Origin of the sequence: Bacillus sp. NEAU-CP5 (assembly GCF_026420705.1) — a bacterium.
In the GTDB taxonomy this organism is placed as follows: domain Bacteria; phylum Bacillota; class Bacilli; order Bacillales; family Bacillaceae; genus Bacillus; species Bacillus velezensis.
On the sequence record NZ_JAPMOV010000004.1, the window covers coordinates 289052 to 305205 of the forward strand.

A 16154-nucleotide genomic window follows, 5' to 3' on the forward strand; every position below is an offset into this window, starting at 1 on the left:
CCGCGCCCCGGGGGAAAGTGTAATGGTGAAAGGGGATGCGTATGAAGCACAAAATAAAGAAAGCGTTTGCTGATGTATTCGGTGAATCGGAGGACCTGCGCATTTTCTTTGCGCCCGGCAGAGTGAATCTCATCGGAGAGCATACGGATTATAACGGGGGCCACGTCTTTCCGTGCGCGCTGACGATCGGTACATATGCAGCCGTCCGGGAGAGAGGGGACAGGCTCGTCAGAATGTACTCTCATCAATTTAAGGAAGCGGGCATAAAGGAATGCAGTCTCGATGATATCCGTTATCAAAAAGAGGACGGGTGGGCCAACTATCCGAAAGGGGTCATGGCGGAATGTCTCGGCAGCGGTTTTTCCCTTCCGCACGGCTTCGATATTGTGTTCTGGGGAAATATCCCGAACGGAGCGGGGCTGTCATCTTCGGCTTCGATTGAACTTGTTACGGCGGTCATTCTCAAGGAATGCCATGAGCTTGAGGCGGATATGCTCGACTTGGTGAAGCTCGCTCAGACGGCGGAAAATTCCTTTATCGGCGTCAGCTGCGGAATAATGGATCAATTCGCCATCGGAATGGGAAAGAAACATCATGCGATTCTGCTGAATTGCGGGACGCTCAGCTTTGAATATACAAAACTCGGGCTGTCGGGGCTGTCGATCGTTATTGCAAATACCAATAAAAAACGAACGCTTGCAGACTCAGGCTATAATACGAGGCTCAAGGAGTGCGGGGGAGCGCTTTGTGATCTTCAGAAGCATCTTTCCGTTCAATCACTGGGAGAGCTGACCCCTTCCGCTTTTGACGCTCATGCGGAGCTGATTCAGAATGAAGTGAACAGACGCCGGGCGAAACACGCCGTCTATGAAAATCACCGCACAATAGAGGCAGCCGACATGTTCAGTAACAATCAGCTTCATCATATCGGTGAATTAATGAGGGATTCTCACCTCTCTTTACGCGATGACTACGAGGTGACGAGTCATGAGCTGGATACACTGGCTGAAGCGGCCTGGCGCCACGGCGGGGTGATCGGATCAAGGATGACGGGAGCCGGTTTCGGCGGCTGTACTGTCAGTATCGTCAAGGACGATGCGGTTTCGGATTTTATTGAAACGGCAGGGGCCCGCTATGAGGAAAAGACAGGGAGAAAAGCTGACTTTTACACGGCGGATGTCGGAGCCGGAGCGAGAGAACTAAAGGGGGATGACGATGGCAATTGAGCGGCATGTGGAACGTTTAATCCGGTACGGATTGCAAAAAGAGCTGATTTCCTATCTTGATATTGAATATACAAGAAACCGTTTATATGAAGCTTTGCATATCACCCATCCGGAAGTTTCAGAACAGAAAGAAAATGAATCGGCGGCATCATTGCCGGACATATTGGCCCCGATTTATGAATGGGCGGCAGAAACGGGCCGGATTGCAGCCGATACAGATACCTATCGCGACCTGCTGAGCGCGAAGATCATGGGCTGCTTTGCCCCGCAGCCGTCCGAGATTGTCCGTCGTTTTGAAGAAACAAAGGCGGTGCACGGGCCGGAGCAGGCGACAAAGGCGTTTTACCGGTTTTCAGAGGATGTGTATTATATCCGTTCGGACAGAATACAGCGGAATGTCGGGTGGACGGCTGAGACGGCTTACGGAAAGCTGGACATCACGATCAACCTTTCAAAACCGGAAAAAGATCCGAAAGCAATTGCCGCTGCCAAAGAGCAGCCTCAATCCGATTATCCGAGATGTGTTCTTTGTAAAGAAAATGTCGGGTACGAGGGGAGGCCGGATCACCCGGCGCGTCAAAACCTTCGTGTCATTCCGGTGATTCTCGGCGATGAGCAGTGGTTTCTGCAATTTTCTCCGTATGTGTATTACCGGGAGCATTGCATCGTTTTGAAAGACCGGCACGAACCGATGAAGATCAGTAAAAAAACGTTTGACCGGCTGCTGTCGTTCGTCAGCCAGTATCCTCACTATTTTCTCGGTTCCAATGCTGATCTGCCGATTGTCGGCGGCAGTATTTTAAGCCACGACCATTTTCAGGGGGGCAATTATGAATTCCCGATGGCGCGGGCGGAGACAGAAAGCCGGTACAGGCTGCCTGACTATCCGAAAACGGTGTTGGGAATTGTGAAGTGGCCGATGTCGGTCATCCGCCTGCAAAGCGAGAGCGCGTCTGAGCTTTCCGGCGTGGCGGATGCCATCCTGCGGGCATGGCGCGGTTATTCCGATGAGGCGGCTGATCTCCTCGCCTATTCAGGAGAAACACCGCACAATACAATTACGCCGATTGCCCGGCGGAGAAACGGTTTATTCGAATTAGATCTCGTCCTCAGAAATAACCGCACCTCTGATGAGCATCCGCTCGGAATTTTTCATCCCCATCAGGAAGTTCATCACCTGAAAAAAGAAAATATCGGACTGATTGAGGTAATGGGGCTTGCGATTCTGCCGGGCCGCCTTGAACAAGAAATGAAATACACGGCTGAAGCGCTGTGCTCACCGAATCCGGAAGCGGTCTTAACGGCAGACCCTTCTGCGGCAGCGCATAAAGATTGGGCGCTCAGTGTGCTGCATAAGCGGAAGATAACGAAAGAAAACGCGGAACAGATTCTGAAAGAGGAAATCGGCCATGCCTTTGCGCGGATACTGGAGCATGCCGGCGTCTTTAAACAGACAGAAGAAGGCAGAGCGGCTTTCCGGCGGTTTATCCGCCATTTGGGCGCTCTACCGGAAAAAAGCCTCATCCCATAAGGGACGAGGCTTTTTTTTATCCTCTGCTTCTGGCGATCAGGCTGAATAAGAATACCACGATCGCAGCTCCGATGATTGCCGGAATGATGGCAAAGCCGGCAAGGTGAGGACCCCATGTGCCGAGCAGTCCGTGCCCGATCCATGCGCCGATCAGACCAGCGATCATTGACCCGATGATTCCTCCGGGCATACTGCCTTTTACAAATAAACTTCCGATCCAGCCGATAATAATAGCGACAATCAGAGATACGATAAAACCCATAAATATCACTTCCTATTTTTTATTTATTTATGCCTATATGTTACCTTCGTTTTGTCCATATTAAACATATGAATGCGTTTTTTATAATGAACATATCAAGGCGCGTTCCGGTCTTTTTTTTCACAATGCGTTGCGTTAAAATGGAAACCGTGTGAAAAGGTGTGAGCAAAGGAAAAAATATTTCTTTTGTAGAATGTTTAACAAAATGAAACTTTTTGTTGACCAGCGTTTTTTATTATGGTAAACCTTTATTTGGTATTATTCGTTCTCACTATCTTTTTTCTCTATATATGCTAAATGATCTAAAACTTTTTATGTTTGATTTGCGCAAGTGGAAAAAGTTCATGCATTTTTTGACGATTTTGTGACATTAGGTCGAAAAAAAGATGAACTTTAGAAAAAAATAAAGCTAATAAGGGCAGATTTTGATAGCATAACAAGGTAGATAGAGAAAAGATTTTGAGAAAGTACATTTCAGATTCACTACATCAATAGGAAGGATGGTGATCTTCTTGTTCAGAGCATTTAAACCGTTACTTTTATTAGCGATGTTGGCTGTTGTTTTCGTACTGGGCGGATGCAGCGACATTTCCGTTTTAGATCCGAAAGGACCTGTAGCAGACCAGCAGAAAGATCTGATTCTCTTGTCAATCGGATTTATGCTGTTCATTGTCGGCGTCGTTTTCGTACTATTTACAATCATTTTAGTGAAATACCGCGACCGCAAAGGCAAAGACAGCGGAAATTACAAGCCCGAGATGCACGGCAACACGTTCTTAGAAGTAGTCTGGACAGTGATCCCAATTTTAATTGTTATTGCACTTTCTGTGCCTACCGTACAGACGATATATTCGTTAGAAAAAGCGCCTGAAGCGACAAAGGATAAAGAGCCTCTTGTTGTTTATGCTACTTCGGTAGACTGGAAATGGGTATTCAGCTACCCTGAGCAGGATATTGAGACGGTTAACTACCTGAACATTCCTGTAGACCGTCCGGTTTTATTTAAAATTTCTTCAGCCGATTCAATGGCATCGCTATGGATTCCTCAGCTTGGGGGACAAAAATACGCGATGGCGGGAATGCTGATGGATCAATACTTACAGGCTGACAAAGTGGGAACATATGAAGGCCGCAACGCGAACTTCACCGGCGAACACTTTGCCGACCAGAAATTCAACGTAAAAGCTGTTACGCAAAAAGACTTTAACAGCTGGGTGAAAAAAGCCCAAAGCGATTCTCCAAAGCTGACGAAAGAGAAGTATGACGAACTGATGCTTCCGGAGAATGTCGGTAAATTAACGTTCTCTTCTACACACTTAAAATACGTTGACCACGGCCAAGATGCCGAATATGCGATGGAGGCGCGAAAACGCCTTGGCTACAAAGCCGTATCACCGCACTCTAAAACAGATGCGTGGGAAAATGTAAAGAAAAACGAATTTAAAGTATCCGACGATAAACAAGATTGAAATTGAACAAGAAAGGAGGAAGCCCGAATGAAATTGAGATGGGATGAATTTTTTGTAACAGGTGACCCATTAATTCTGGGCGCACAAGTTTCCATTGCGCTTTCCACTATCGCTATCATCGTTGTACTCACATACTTCAAAAAGTGGAAATGGCTCTGGTCTGAATGGCTGACGTCTGTAGACCATAAGAAACTTGGAATCATGTACATTATCTCTGCTGTTATCATGCTGTTCCGCGGCGGGGTCGACGGCTTGATGATGCGCGCCCAGTTAGCGCTTCCTAATAACAGTTTTTTAGACTCAAACCACTATAATGAGATCTTTACGACTCACGGTACGATCATGATTATCTTCATGGCGATGCCGTTTTTAATCGGTCTGATCAACGTTGTCGTACCTTTGCAGATCGGTGCGCGCGACGTAGCATTCCCTTACTTGAACAACCTGAGTTTCTGGACGTTCTTCGTAGGTGCGATGCTTTTCAATATTTCTTTCGTTATCGGAGGTTCTCCGAACGCAGGCTGGACGAGTTACATGCCGCTGGCAAGCAACGACATGAGTCCCGGGCCTGGTGAGAACTTCTACCTGCTCGGTCTTCAGATTGCCGGTATCGGTACGCTGATGACGGGTATCAACTTTATGGTGACGATCCTGAAAATGCGTACGAAAGGCATGACGCTGATGCGTATGCCGATGTTCACATGGACGACGCTGATTACAATGGTTATTATCGTATTCGCCTTCCCTGTTTTGACAGTGGCATTGGCGCTGTTATCATTTGACCGTTTGTTCGGCGCTCACTTTTTCACGCTGGAAGCCGGCGGTATGCCGATGCTTTGGGCTAACTTGTTCTGGATTTGGGGACACCCTGAAGTATATATCGTTATCTTACCGGCATTCGGTATTTTCTCTGAAATTATTTCAGCGTTTGCAAGAAAGCAGTTATTCGGTTACAAAGCGATGGTCGGCTCAATTATCGCCATTTCCGTCCTGAGTTTCCTTGTATGGACTCACCACTTCTTCACAATGGGGAACAGTGCGTCCGTTAACTCTTTCTTCTCGATTACAACGATGGCGATTTCGGTTCCGACCGGGGTTAAAATCTTTAACTGGCTCTTTACGATGTATAAAGGCCGGATCAGTTTTACAACACCGATGCTGTGGGCGCTCGCGTTTATTCCGAACTTCGTTGTCGGCGGGGTAACAGGGGTTATGCTTGCGATGGCTGCAGCGGATTATCAATACCATAATACGTACTTCCTCGTATCTCACTTCCACTATGTGCTGATCGCGGGTACGGTATTTGCATGTTTCGCAGGATTTATTTTCTGGTATCCGAAAATGTTCGGTCACAAGCTGAACGAAAGAATCGGAAAATGGTTCTTCTGGATCTTTATGATCGGATTTAATGTATGTTTCTTCCCTCAATACTTCTTGGGGCTGCAAGGTATGCCTCGCCGTATTTACACTTACGGACCGAATGACGGATGGACTGCATTAAACTTTATTTCAACTGTCGGAGCCTTCATGATGGGTGTCGGATTCTTAATCCTTTGCTACAACATCTACTACAGCTTCCGCTACTCTACTCGCGAGATCAGCGGAGATTCATGGGGCGTGGGACGTACGCTTGAGTGGGCGACTTCATCTGCGATTCCGCCGCATTACAACTTTGCGGTGCTTCCTGAAGTGAAATCTCAAGATGCGTACCTGCAATTGAAAGAAGACAAAACGGATATTCATCCGGAAAGCAAGTTCAAGAAAATCCATATGCCGCACAACTCCGGAAGACCGCTTATTATGTCAGTGGCGTTCGGTATTGCAGGCTTCGGACTTGTATTTGAATGGTTCTGGATGGGCATTGTCGGCTTGATCGGCATTCTGCTTTGCATGGTGCTTCGTTCATTTGAATATGACAATGGCTACTATATACCTGTTGAAGAAATAAAAGAGACGGAAAGAAAGATTTCCGAATAAAGGAGGCGTGATTTATGGAACATGCAGAACACGGCAATTCTAACGCGCCTATGGAATATCAATCTGAAACCGGCAGACTCAATATTCTCGGGTTTTGGATCTTTTTAGGGGCAGAGATTGTGTTGTTCTCAACACTATTTGCAACCTTCTTCGTTCTTCAAAGAAGAACAGCAGGAGGAGTCTTACCGGCTGAATTATTTGAAGTGAAGCTTGTCATGATCATGACATTCCTGCTTCTGATCAGCAGTTTCACCTGCGGGATCGCTGTTCATGAAATGCGTCGCGGAAGTTTAAAAGGCGTCGTCATTTGGACGATCATTACGCTTCTTCTTGGCGCGGGCTTCGTCGGATGTGAGCTTAACGAGTTCATCCACTATGTACATGAAGGAGCATCTCTCGGTACAAGTGCTTTCTGGTCTGGATTCTTCGTCCTTCTGGGAACGCACGGAACGCACGTAACGATCGGTATCTTCTGGATTGCCGGCATCTTACTGCAATTGAAGAAACGCGGATTAACGCCGCAGACGTCTTCAAAAATCTTTATCTCAAGTTTATACTGGCACTTCTTAGACGTTGTTTGGATCTTCATCTTTACAGGCGTCTATCTCATCGGATTGGGGGGACTATAATATGGCAAACAAATCTGCTGAACACAGCCACTTTCCGTGGAAGCATATCGTAGGTTTTGCGTTGTCTATTATTCTGACCCTGCTGGCCCTTTGGGTTGCAGTATATACGGATTTAAGCTCATCAGCAAAACTCTGGATCATTTTCGGATTCGCATTTATCCAAGCCGGTCTTCAGCTTCTCATGTTCATGCACATGACAGAAAGCGAAAACGGCGGAATTCAAGTCGGAAACACGCTCTTCGGATTTTTCGGAGCGATTGTTATCATCCTTGGTTCCATCTGGATCTTTGCGGCGCACTACCATCACGGTGACCATATGGATGGAAACCCTCCTGGCGGTGCGAAGCATCATTCCGAACATCAGGAATAAAAAGAAACCCTCTTCGTTCAGGCGAAGAGGGTTTTTTGTGCCTTTATTGGCTTCTTCTCCGGCGCAGGCGCGGAAGGCCGTAAATGATAAAGGCGGCGATATGGGCAACGATGACGTTGACGGCAAACAGGATGATCATGAGTGTGTGGCCGAGAGGGGATAGGCTGCTGGTTGCGTAAAAGTAGAAGAAAACCCACATGAGAATAATTGGCGGTATGGCCGAAAGAGCGACTTTTTTGTTATCCAGCCAGATAAAGAGGGGTGTTGCGCTCGCGACCAGTAAATAAGCAAAAAACATGTCCATCTTACATGTCTCCTTTCATTTTATGGGAGCGTTTCCAAAATGAAATACAGAGAATGAAATGTGTCTGTTTTGTGGTCGTTTTTTGAACATTTTGTTACAATTATTATACCATGTTTTCCAATTTTTGATACCGCTTTTTCGAGAAATGTATTGCAACTATTGCCTCATTTTTGGATAGGTACAAGAAACCGGAAAGGCCAAATACCCTGTCACATTTCCGGACAATGGAATGGCGCAGGCTGTGAACCTTTGCTATGGTCAAAGAAAATATGCACAGCAAGGGTGGTTTGAAGTGGACGTAAGGAAAGAAGATGTCACAGCGCCGGATGTCTTTGCGCTTTTGCAGGATCATCTGAAGAGCATGACCATGCATTCTCCTCCGGAAAGTATACATGCGCTCAATGCGGACCGGCTGCGTCAGCCTGACGTTACGTTTTGGAGTGCGAGGGGAAACGGCATCCTGCTCGGCTGCGGTGCCTTAAAGGAGCTAAACAGCCGGCACGGTGAGATCAAATCAATGAAAACCTCTCCGCATCATGTCAGAAAAGGCGTTGCCAACCGGATCCTCCGCCATATGCTTGAAGAAGCAAGGCGGCGGGGCTATCAGCGGATCAGCTTGGAAACCGGTTCTATGGAGGCTTTTCTCCCCGCCAGACGCCTGTATGAAAAAGCCGGGTTTCAATATTGTGATCCGTTTGCACATTATAAAGAGGACCCGAACAGCTTGTTTATGACGTTAAACATAAGCTGAAACCCCTTTTCTGACGAGAAGGGGTTTTTTATCGGAAAAGTTTCATCATGACCGAAACATTTCCTTTTCTGACACGTCATATGTCGTGTAGTCCCCAAACCGTAAAAAATAAAAAGGAAGCAACCTCATCATGTTTTCTTGAACGGTGTTCATGTATAATAAACAATAGTGACTTCCGATGAAAATGTAAGGCGGGATAGAATGAGTCGATATAAGAAACAGCAAAATCCCTATTATCAGGGGGATTTGATTTTTATATTTGGTGTGTTTTTAATAATTAGTGTTGCGGCGATTTATGCGGCCGGACAGTTCGGGCAGTACGGAAGTGATGCCTGGATAAGACAGATCGTCTTTTATGTCATCGGAGCCGGTCTCATGGTCAGTATCATGTATTTTGATTTAGAGCAGCTTGAAAAACTGAGTCTGTACGTATTGATTGCCGGCGTGCTGTCGCTGCTCCTTTTGCGTGTGGCGCCGGAATCCATCGCGCCGATTAAAAACGGAGCGAAAAGCTGGTTTAAAATCGGCAGCTTCACTCTTCAACCTTCAGAGTTTACGAAAATAGGAATTATGATGATGGTCGCGTCCATTATATCGAAGGCGGGCCCGAAGGATCAAAGGTCACTTCGGGAAGATGTGAATCTGCTTTTGAAAATTGCGGCATGGACGGTTATTCCGATCGGGATGATCGTTTTGCAGGATGCCGGAACGGGTGCGATCTGTCTGTTTATCGTTATGGTGATGGTGTTTATGTCGGGTGTAAACTGGAAGCTGATCACCATTATCGGCGGTTCGGCCGCACTTGTGCTTGGCCTTTTCTTAGTTCTCGTGATTGAATTTCCCCATGTGGCGAATTCAATCGGCATTGCGGATTATCAAATTAACCGGATTACATCGTGGATGTCTGACTCCAGTGCGGCAACGACTCAGGCAGAGAGCGATAAAAGCTGGCAGGTGGATCAGGCCGTTATGGCGATCGGATCGGGCGGCATTACCGGAAACGGCGTTCATAATCTGAAGGTGTACGTACCTGAGGGACAGACCGACTTTATCTTTGCGATTTTGGGTGAAAGTTTTGGATTTTTAGGCTGCGCCATTGCGGTTGTCATGTTTTTCTTTTTAATTTACAGACTTGTGGTGCTGATTGACCGCTTGCATGCGTTTAACCGATTTGGCGCGTTTTTTTGCGTAGGATTTACTGCACTTATCGTGATTCACACCTTCCAGAACATCGGGATGAATATCGGCATTATGCCGGTTACCGGTATTCCGCTGCTGTTTGTCAGCTATGGGGGGAGCTCGGTGCTTTCTACATTAATCAGCTTCGGGATCGTATATAACGCAAGTGTGCAGCTGACGAAATATAAAAGCTACCTGTTCAATTCTTAATGTGAGACGGCTCGTTTTTCGGGCTGTCTTTTTTTGTTTAGAGCATTTCGCTTTTGACATGATTCCCTTTCGGATATGATATAGAGAGAAGGAGGCTTTTATATGAACAATACCATTGAAACCATACTTAATCATCGGTCGATCCGATCATTTACTGACGAGCTTCTGACAGCAGAAGAGATAGATACATTAGTGAAAAGCGCCCAGGCGGCGTCAACGTCCAGTTACGTGCAGGCTTACTCCATCATCGGCGTAACCGATAAGGAGAAAAAGCGGAAGCTGGCGGCACTGGCCGGAAACCAGCCTTACGTCGAAAATAACGGGCACTTGTTTGTGTTTTGCGCTGATTTGTACCGCCATAAAAAACTTGCTGAGGAAAAAGGCGAAAACATTACCGAGCTTCTTGAGAATACAGAAATGTTTATGGTCAGCGTCATTGATGCCGCACTTGCCGCACAAAACGTAAGTGTTGCCGCGGAATCAATGGGACTTGGCATTTGTTATATCGGAGGCATTCGAAATGAACTTGATCAGGTGACAGAAGTGCTTGGTACACCTGACCATGTGCTGCCGCTGTTCGGCTTGGTAGTCGGTCATCCCGCTCATCCGTCCGGTCAAAAGCCGCGCCTGCCGAAACAAGCCGTATATCATGAAAACACGTACGATACGAATGAAGAACACTTCCGCAGTTATATGAAGGAATATGATGAAACCATTTCCGCTTATTATGATAAACGGACAAACGGCAAGCGGGTTGAAACGTGGTCTGATCAAATCCTGCAGTTCATGAAACAAAAACCGAGAACCTATTTAAATCAATATGTAAAAGATAAAGGTTTTCAAAAGAATTAAGAAAAAACCTCTCCTGACCGGGAGAGGTTTTTATGTTTCACGTGTAACATATTTCGACAAAATGGAACAAGGTATATAAATGTTTATCATCAGGGATGCTTATAAGCATACAGAAAGAAAAAACGGCTTAGCAGTGGTACGATGTTGATGAGGTGACAGTGATGATTTCATTAAGCATATTAGATCAATCTCCTGTATCAGAAGGGAGTTCCGCGGAAAGCGCGCTGCGGAATACAGTAAGACTGGCGCAGGAGGCGGAAAAGCTTGGATATAAGAGGTTTTGGGTGTCAGAGCATCATTTTTCAGAGCGGTTGGCGGGTTCAAGCCCTGAAGTGCTGATCAGCCATATTGCGGCGAAAACGAATGAGATTCGTGTAGGCTCGGGCGGTGTCATGCTTCCGCATTACAGCGCATATAAGGTGGCGGAGAATTTCCGCGTGCTCGAAGGGTTGACGCCGGGCAGAATCGATCTCGGATTAGGGAGAGCGCCGGGCGGAATGCCGATCGCATCATGGGCGCTGAATGACGGCGGGAAGCGTAACGCTGATCAATATCCGCAGCAGCTTCGTGAGCTGGCGATGTATTTGCATGATGCAGCTGATGACAATCACCGTTTTCCGAATCTGACCGCATCACCCCTTATTAAGACTGCGCCGGAAGTCTGGCTTCTCGGTTCTTCGGGGGAAAGCGCGCTTCTGAGCGCAGAAATGGGAGCAGGCTATATGTTTGCCCATTTTATTAATGGTGAAGGCGGAGAAAGCACGACAGCACAATATAAGCGCAGATTTAAATCTTCAGTATTAGGAAAAGAACCAAAAACAGCCGTGGCGGTGTTTGTGCTGTGCGCGGACACGGAGGAGAAAGCGGAGGAACTCGCGGCCGTCATGGATTATACGCTGCTTGCGGGTGAACAGGGGATTCCGCTTCACGGCGTACCGTCTTACGAAACCGTCCGCGGCAATACGTACACACCGTATGAACAAAGACGAATTGCCGATAATCGGAATCGAATGATCATCGGAACGAAGCAACAAGTGAAAGAACAGATTCTGGCTCTCAGTAAAGCATACGGAACGGAAGAAGTGATGGCTGTGACCATTACTCATCACTTTGAAGATAAACTTCAGTCATACCGGCTGCTTCGTGAAGCTTTTGCCGAATGATCAGAAAGAAACCCTGCTGATGCTCCAGCAGGGTTGTTCGGTTATTCAATGATAAAAGGTTTTTCAGTCAGCACCTGGCTTGATTTCCCTTTGTTCGCGGCATAGGCCAGCATATAATATTCTCCTGCCGGCAGTGCGGTGTCAGCATTGACTTTGCCGTTCCAGTCGAAATATTGATAGCCTTTATCCTGCTTTTTGTAGATGCCGGCTTGGCCGACAAAGTCAAGATTGCTGTCATATACAAGGAAGGCAAGCTCTTCGGCTCCCGCCGGAAGATAGGTTTCAATTTGGTAGGTTCCCTGCGTTGTGCCGTCCTGCACGTCGATTGACGTCACGCGCGGATAGTCCGGCTCTTTTACAATCAGCAGCGTCGGCACTTTTGCGACTGTTTTTCCGCCTTCACGCACTGTGACGGTTCCCTCATAGGTGCCTGCCTTTACTTTTTTGGCATTGACCTTTACTTTCGCATTGACCTTTCCGGTTTGATGAGCGGGGATCACGACCCGGTCTGTGCCCGAAACGGTAATGCCCGTGCCGTTGAAAGAGTACTCGAGCTGATATGATTTTCTGATGGACGATTGATTTTCAATCGTAAAGGTTTCTTTTTTCGTTTCATTGCCTTTGTCTTTCATAAACGTTCCGTAAGAATAACTTCCCGGGGCGACAAGGGAGTCTGCTTTGATCGCCTTCATGATTCTGATGCTTCCGGCGCCTTGCGCATTATGCGGGTATACGTCACCGTCCGCGTCCGTTAAGGTTTCCGCCGTGTTCATGAGAGCGGCTTTTATTTGTTCCGGGCTCCATTTCGGTTTAGCCTGCTTGATGACGGCAGCTGCGCCGGCTACATGCGGGGAAGCCATGCTCGTTCCCTGCTTCGATCCGTAGCCGTACGGGTCGGCCGGATCATGGGTCGGAATGGTGCTGACGATGTTTACGCCGGGAGCGGAGACGTCAGGTTTAATCATCCACGTGTCCATAACCGGACCGCGTGACGAAAAGTCTGCCATTTGTTCAGTGAGCGATTTAGCCACGGATAAATTGAATGTCGCTTTTGTGCCGCCCGCTTTTAATTGGCTGACGAGTTTTTCGCCGTCTTCTGATGAAAGCTTAATCGTCGGCACGGACATGCCCGGTACGTTGGCTTCAATTTCTCCCGGGGCATTGTTATACACAACCATACCGATCGCGCCCGCTTTTTTGGCGTTGTCTGCTTTATCCACAAAGGCGATGCTGCCCCGTTTGACGACCGCGACTTTTCCTTTCAGATCTTTGCCTTCAAAATCCTTTTGCTCGCCGATACCCGCCTCTATGAGCTCTGTTTCTTTTTTATTCAGTGCTTTTATGTCATCTTCTTTGTTGTAGCCCATTACTTTCGCTGAGGAATAGGAACCGAAGGACACGGCGTACTCGTTCAGCGGCAGCTGGGTCGCTCCGACGGAGATGGCTTCTCTGGACGTTCCCGGAGAGCCGACGGTCCAATTGTTCGGCCCGCTGTTTCCGTTTGATGTAACGGCCGTGACGCCTTCTGACATCGCCCAGTCAAGCGCCGTGCTTGTCGCCCAGTCTGGGTTATTCACAGAATTGCCGAGAGAAAGGTTCATGACATCCGCTCCGTCCTGTACGGCGCGTTCGATGCCGGCGATGACGTTCTCCGTTGTTCCGCTTCCGCCCGGACCGAGCACACGGTAGGCAAGGAGTGTAGCATCCGGCGCGACGCCTTTGATCGTTCCGTTTGCCGCTACCGTGCCCGCGACATGGGTTCCGTGGTCAGTCGACGCGCCTCTCGGATCACCGGACGGTGTTTCTTCAGGATCGTAGTCGTTATCCACAAAATCGTATCCTTTATATTGTCCGAAATTTTTCTTTAAGTCAGGGTGTTTATATTCGACACCGGTGTCAATAATGGCAACCTTGACGCCTTTACCCGTATAGCCGAGCTTCCACGCGTCATTTGCCCCTATATAAGGCGCGCTGTCATCCATCTGCGGAGACACGGCATCCTTAGATAGGGTGATGTCTTTATCTTTGAGCTGATCGGTATGATAGGTGACATTCGGATAAACCGCTTTGACATCCTGATCACTCAGCAGTTTTGGGATTTCATTTGCCGGGAGTTTCATGGAGAAGCCGGAAAACACTTGCTCATATTCCCTGTTGATTTTTCCGTGTTTAATGGTTTTGAGCGCTTTCTTTTTCACTTTTGAGCGTTCGCTTTTCAGCCTGCTCTTTGTCTGTGCTTTGCCGAGTTCCTTTGCTTCCGCCAGTGACTTTTCCTTCAGCTCCACGATGACTGTCGTTTGTTTTCCGGTGGTCATATCAATGTCACCGAACACCTCAGCCTTCTCAAGATCAGGAGTTTGCGGTTTTGAAGCCGGCGCAGCCTGTGAACTTGTGGATAAGGTAAAGGATAAGACAAAAGCCGGAAGCAGATAACGGATGATTCCTTTTTTCAATCGTGTTTCCCCCTTTTTCTTTATCTAAATTAGAAATCTAGTATATATTTCTTGAAAATTCAAAATAATCCTTGTGACATATGACTCATTTATGGAAATTGGTCTGTGAATAAGGAGGGAGTTATACACAGAATCCTGTGTATAACTGAATAAATTTGTGTATATATATTGTTGGGAACGAGTGTTCCTATACAAAATATAGATCGAATTTGTGGATATGTGGATATACCCTGTGTTTAAGCTGTGCTTAACCAAGGGATAAGGTGTGTATAACTTTTTTTATCGGCTTTTCCATTTTTCAGGTCATTTCCATCAGCTTTCAACAAAACTTCTGAAAACTAGTTTGTTTTTTCACTCATATTGTGACAAACAATTCGCCCGGCCGCGTCTATCATAGAGTCATAGGGTTGCTAGACCCGCTAGTTTTTAGCGGAGAAGGATCGGCCGCCTTTTCCGTTAAAGCGGAGAGAAAAACAGGCCTGCGAACAAGCTGTCTGTCAAAAAGAAGCGGAGGGATGATTTGCAATGAAACGTTTGCTAGTATCTTTACGGGTGTGGATGGTCTTTCTGATGAATTGGATGGCGCCGGGTAACGGAAGATATCCATTAGCCGCCGTGTACGGAAACCAAGCGGCTTATCATAAGAAAGCGAAGCGGACGGCTGGGGCTTTTTCGTTTGTGAGCCGTGTCCGATCGGCGGATTTGACCGATGAAACGAAATCGGCCCGCGGCAGGCTGGATAAAAACCGATGGATGCCTGTCCGCAAAGAATTGCCGAAACGGGAGCGCGCGGGTCCGGCACCTTTACATCATATGAAAAAGAGGGTACAATCCCACTAAACATATGAACGGGAGCGAACCTCTTGAGAATAGACAAAGTATTAAATAACAATGCGGCGTTAATAAAAGAAGACGGACGGGAAAAGATCGTAATGGGTCCCGGAATCGCTTTTCAAAAGAGAAAAAATGATGTGATTCAAAAACATAAAATTGAAAAAATATTTGTCGTGCACGACGAAAATGAAAAGTTCAAACAAGTGTTAGAAACGCTTCCCGAAGAGCATATAGAGGCGGCTGAAGATATCATCAGCCATGCGGAGGGAGAGCTTGCGGCACCTTTGAGCGATCACATCCACATTGCGCTGGCGGACCATTTATCCTTTGCGATCGAAAGGATTCAAAACGGCCTTCAGGTGCATAACCGATTGCTTCATGAAATTAAGGCGCTTTATAAAAAAGAATATGAGATCGGCCGCTGGGCGGTTGAACACGTGAAACAAACCCTCGGTATATCATTGCCTGATGATGAGGCGGGGTATATCGCGCTTCATATCCACACTGCCAAGGCGGATGCCAAAAGCATGTATTCGGCGATGAAGCATACAACCATGATCAAAGAAATGATCGAAAAGATCGAATCCTTTTTCGAACAGAAGGTGGATGAAGACAGTATTTCCTATCAGCGCCTCGTCACGCACTTACGGTATGCGGTCAGCCGGTTGGACTCAAATGAAGCACTCCATTCCATGGACGAGGAGATGCTTTATTTCATCCAAAAAAAGTATCCGTTTGCTTATCGGTGTGCGCTTGAACTGGCGGCGTTTTTAAAAACTGAATATGATTTGGAGCTGCCGGAATCCGAGGCCGGCTATATCACGCTGCATGTCCAGCGTCTGCAAAAAAACCCGGAATAACGCGTCTGTTTCGAGAAACAGACTTTTTTTTTGAAAACATATTGACGAAAGCGCTATCATGGAATAGAATGAAAGCGCATTAAA

15 protein-coding genes are annotated in these 16154 nt (G+C 47.1%); 12 read left to right on the forward strand and 3 right to left on the reverse strand.

From position 1 onward, the window contains the following. Window positions 1-41: 41 nt before the first annotated feature. Window positions 42-1226 carry a galactokinase gene (locus tag OTK50_RS14185; RefSeq protein ID WP_266121909.1) on the forward strand — a complete coding sequence of 395 codons (1185 nt, stop codon included), beginning with the start codon at window positions 42-44 and terminating at the stop codon, window positions 1224-1226. Continuing rightward, complete coding sequence (galT, locus tag OTK50_RS14190; protein WP_266121910.1) at window positions 1216-2757, forward strand: UDP-glucose--hexose-1-phosphate uridylyltransferase; 1542 nt, start codon at window positions 1216-1218, stop codon at window positions 2755-2757. The genes OTK50_RS14185 and galT overlap by 11 nt, the downstream gene beginning before the upstream one ends. A gap of 16 nt (window positions 2758-2773) precedes the next feature. On the opposite strand, the gene OTK50_RS14195 is transcribed toward galT, so the two are convergent. Then, window positions 2774-3019, reverse strand: coding sequence for a GlsB/YeaQ/YmgE family stress response membrane protein (locus OTK50_RS14195; RefSeq protein WP_003150926.1), 246 nt, complete (start codon window positions 3017-3019; stop codon window positions 2774-2776). A 503-nt stretch (window positions 3020-3522) separates the two neighbouring features. Between OTK50_RS14195 and qoxA the strand changes: the two genes are divergently transcribed. From qoxA to qoxD, 4 genes are read left to right on the forward strand one after another with little or no spacing between them, the layout of a single operon-like run. Then, window positions 3523-4488 (forward strand): cytochrome aa3 quinol oxidase subunit II, encoded by a 966-nt coding sequence (qoxA, locus tag OTK50_RS14200; protein WP_266121921.1) that lies wholly within the window; start codon window positions 3523-3525, stop codon window positions 4486-4488. 27 nt (window positions 4489-4515) lie between these two features. Continuing rightward, window positions 4516-6465: a cytochrome aa3 quinol oxidase subunit I gene (gene qoxB / locus OTK50_RS14205; RefSeq protein ID WP_012118743.1), complete on the forward strand. Its 1950-nt coding sequence runs from the start codon at window positions 4516-4518 to the stop codon at window positions 6463-6465. Window positions 6466-6479: 14 nt separating this feature from the next. Then, complete coding sequence (qoxC, locus tag OTK50_RS14210; RefSeq protein WP_003150930.1) at window positions 6480-7094, forward strand: cytochrome aa3 quinol oxidase subunit III; 615 nt, start codon at window positions 6480-6482, stop codon at window positions 7092-7094. Window position 7095: 1 nt separating this feature from the next. After that, on the forward strand, window positions 7096-7464 hold the full coding sequence (gene qoxD, locus OTK50_RS14215) for a cytochrome aa3 quinol oxidase subunit IV (RefSeq protein ID WP_007614576.1): 369 nt from the start codon (window positions 7096-7098) through the stop codon (window positions 7462-7464). 43 nt (window positions 7465-7507) lie between these two features. Here the strand turns inward: qoxD and ywcE are convergent, their stop codons facing one another. Next, entirely contained in the window at window positions 7508-7768 is a 261-nt protein-coding gene (gene ywcE, locus OTK50_RS14220) for a spore morphogenesis/germination protein YwcE (protein ID WP_003150937.1), read from the reverse strand. A gap of 292 nt (window positions 7769-8060) precedes the next feature. On the opposite strand from ywcE, the gene OTK50_RS14225 reads away from it, so the two are divergent. The 4 genes from OTK50_RS14225 to OTK50_RS14240 all read left to right on the forward strand — a co-directional run bounded on the left by OTK50_RS14225 (window position 8061) and on the right by OTK50_RS14240 (window position 11923). After that, window positions 8061-8519, forward strand: coding sequence for a GNAT family N-acetyltransferase (locus tag OTK50_RS14225; protein WP_266121911.1), 459 nt, complete (start codon window positions 8061-8063; stop codon window positions 8517-8519). A 201-nt stretch (window positions 8520-8720) separates the two neighbouring features. Further along, the gene (locus OTK50_RS14230; RefSeq protein WP_020958010.1) at window positions 8721-9908 is read left to right on the forward strand and encodes an FtsW/RodA/SpoVE family cell cycle protein; all 1188 of its coding nucleotides are present in this window, start codon (window positions 8721-8723) and stop codon (window positions 9906-9908) included. A 102-nt stretch (window positions 9909-10010) separates the two neighbouring features. Beyond that, window positions 10011-10760, forward strand: a complete 750-nt coding sequence (nfsA, locus tag OTK50_RS14235) for an oxygen-insensitive NADPH nitroreductase (protein ID WP_007407708.1) — start codon at window positions 10011-10013, stop codon at window positions 10758-10760. A 161-nt stretch (window positions 10761-10921) separates the two neighbouring features. Next, window positions 10922-11923 carry an LLM class flavin-dependent oxidoreductase gene (locus tag OTK50_RS14240; protein ID WP_020958008.1) on the forward strand — a complete coding sequence of 334 codons (1002 nt, stop codon included), beginning with the start codon at window positions 10922-10924 and terminating at the stop codon, window positions 11921-11923. A gap of 41 nt (window positions 11924-11964) precedes the next feature. Here OTK50_RS14240 and OTK50_RS14245 read toward each other — a convergent pair whose 3' ends face one another. Then, window positions 11965-14376, reverse strand: a complete 2412-nt coding sequence (locus OTK50_RS14245; protein ID WP_185650174.1) for a S8 family peptidase — start codon at window positions 14374-14376, stop codon at window positions 11965-11967. A 525-nt stretch (window positions 14377-14901) separates the two neighbouring features. Here OTK50_RS14245 and OTK50_RS14250 point away from each other — a divergent pair. Then, window positions 14902-15216, forward strand: coding sequence for a hypothetical protein (locus OTK50_RS14250; protein ID WP_003150952.1), 315 nt, complete (start codon window positions 14902-14904; stop codon window positions 15214-15216). 23 nt (window positions 15217-15239) lie between these two features. Next, a complete protein-coding gene (locus OTK50_RS14255) occupies window positions 15240-16070 on the forward strand; it encodes a PRD domain-containing protein (protein WP_007407705.1) in 831 nt (276 codons plus the stop codon). Window positions 16071-16154: the final 84 nt, after the last annotated feature.

What these genes read in the sequence shown, in the direction of transcription:
- qoxB (WP_012118743.1), top strand. Translation starts at nt 4,516, where the DNA reads ATGAAATTGAGATGGGATGAATTTTTTGTAACAGGTGACCCATTAATT.
- qoxC (WP_003150930.1), top strand. Translation starts at nt 6,480, where the DNA reads ATGGAACATGCAGAACACGGCAATTCTAACGCGCCTATGGAATATCAA.
- OTK50_RS14240 (WP_020958008.1), top strand. Translation starts at nt 10,922, where the DNA reads ATGATTTCATTAAGCATATTAGATCAATCTCCTGTATCAGAAGGGAGT.
- galT (WP_266121910.1), top strand. Translation starts at nt 1,216, where the DNA reads ATGGCAATTGAGCGGCATGTGGAACGTTTAATCCGGTACGGATTGCAA.
- OTK50_RS14230 (WP_020958010.1), top strand. Translation starts at nt 8,721, where the DNA reads ATGAGTCGATATAAGAAACAGCAAAATCCCTATTATCAGGGGGATTTG.
- OTK50_RS14185 (WP_266121909.1), top strand. Translation starts at nt 42, where the DNA reads ATGAAGCACAAAATAAAGAAAGCGTTTGCTGATGTATTCGGTGAATCG.
- qoxD (WP_007614576.1), top strand. Translation starts at nt 7,096, where the DNA reads ATGGCAAACAAATCTGCTGAACACAGCCACTTTCCGTGGAAGCATATC.
- OTK50_RS14195 (WP_003150926.1), bottom strand. Translation starts at nt 3,019, where the DNA reads ATGGGTTTTATCGTATCTCTGATTGTCGCTATTATTATCGGCTGGATC.
- nfsA (WP_007407708.1), top strand. Translation starts at nt 10,011, where the DNA reads ATGAACAATACCATTGAAACCATACTTAATCATCGGTCGATCCGATCA.
- OTK50_RS14250 (WP_003150952.1), top strand. Translation starts at nt 14,902, where the DNA reads ATGAAACGTTTGCTAGTATCTTTACGGGTGTGGATGGTCTTTCTGATG.
- ywcE (WP_003150937.1), bottom strand. Translation starts at nt 7,768, where the DNA reads ATGGACATGTTTTTTGCTTATTTACTGGTCGCGAGCGCAACACCCCTC.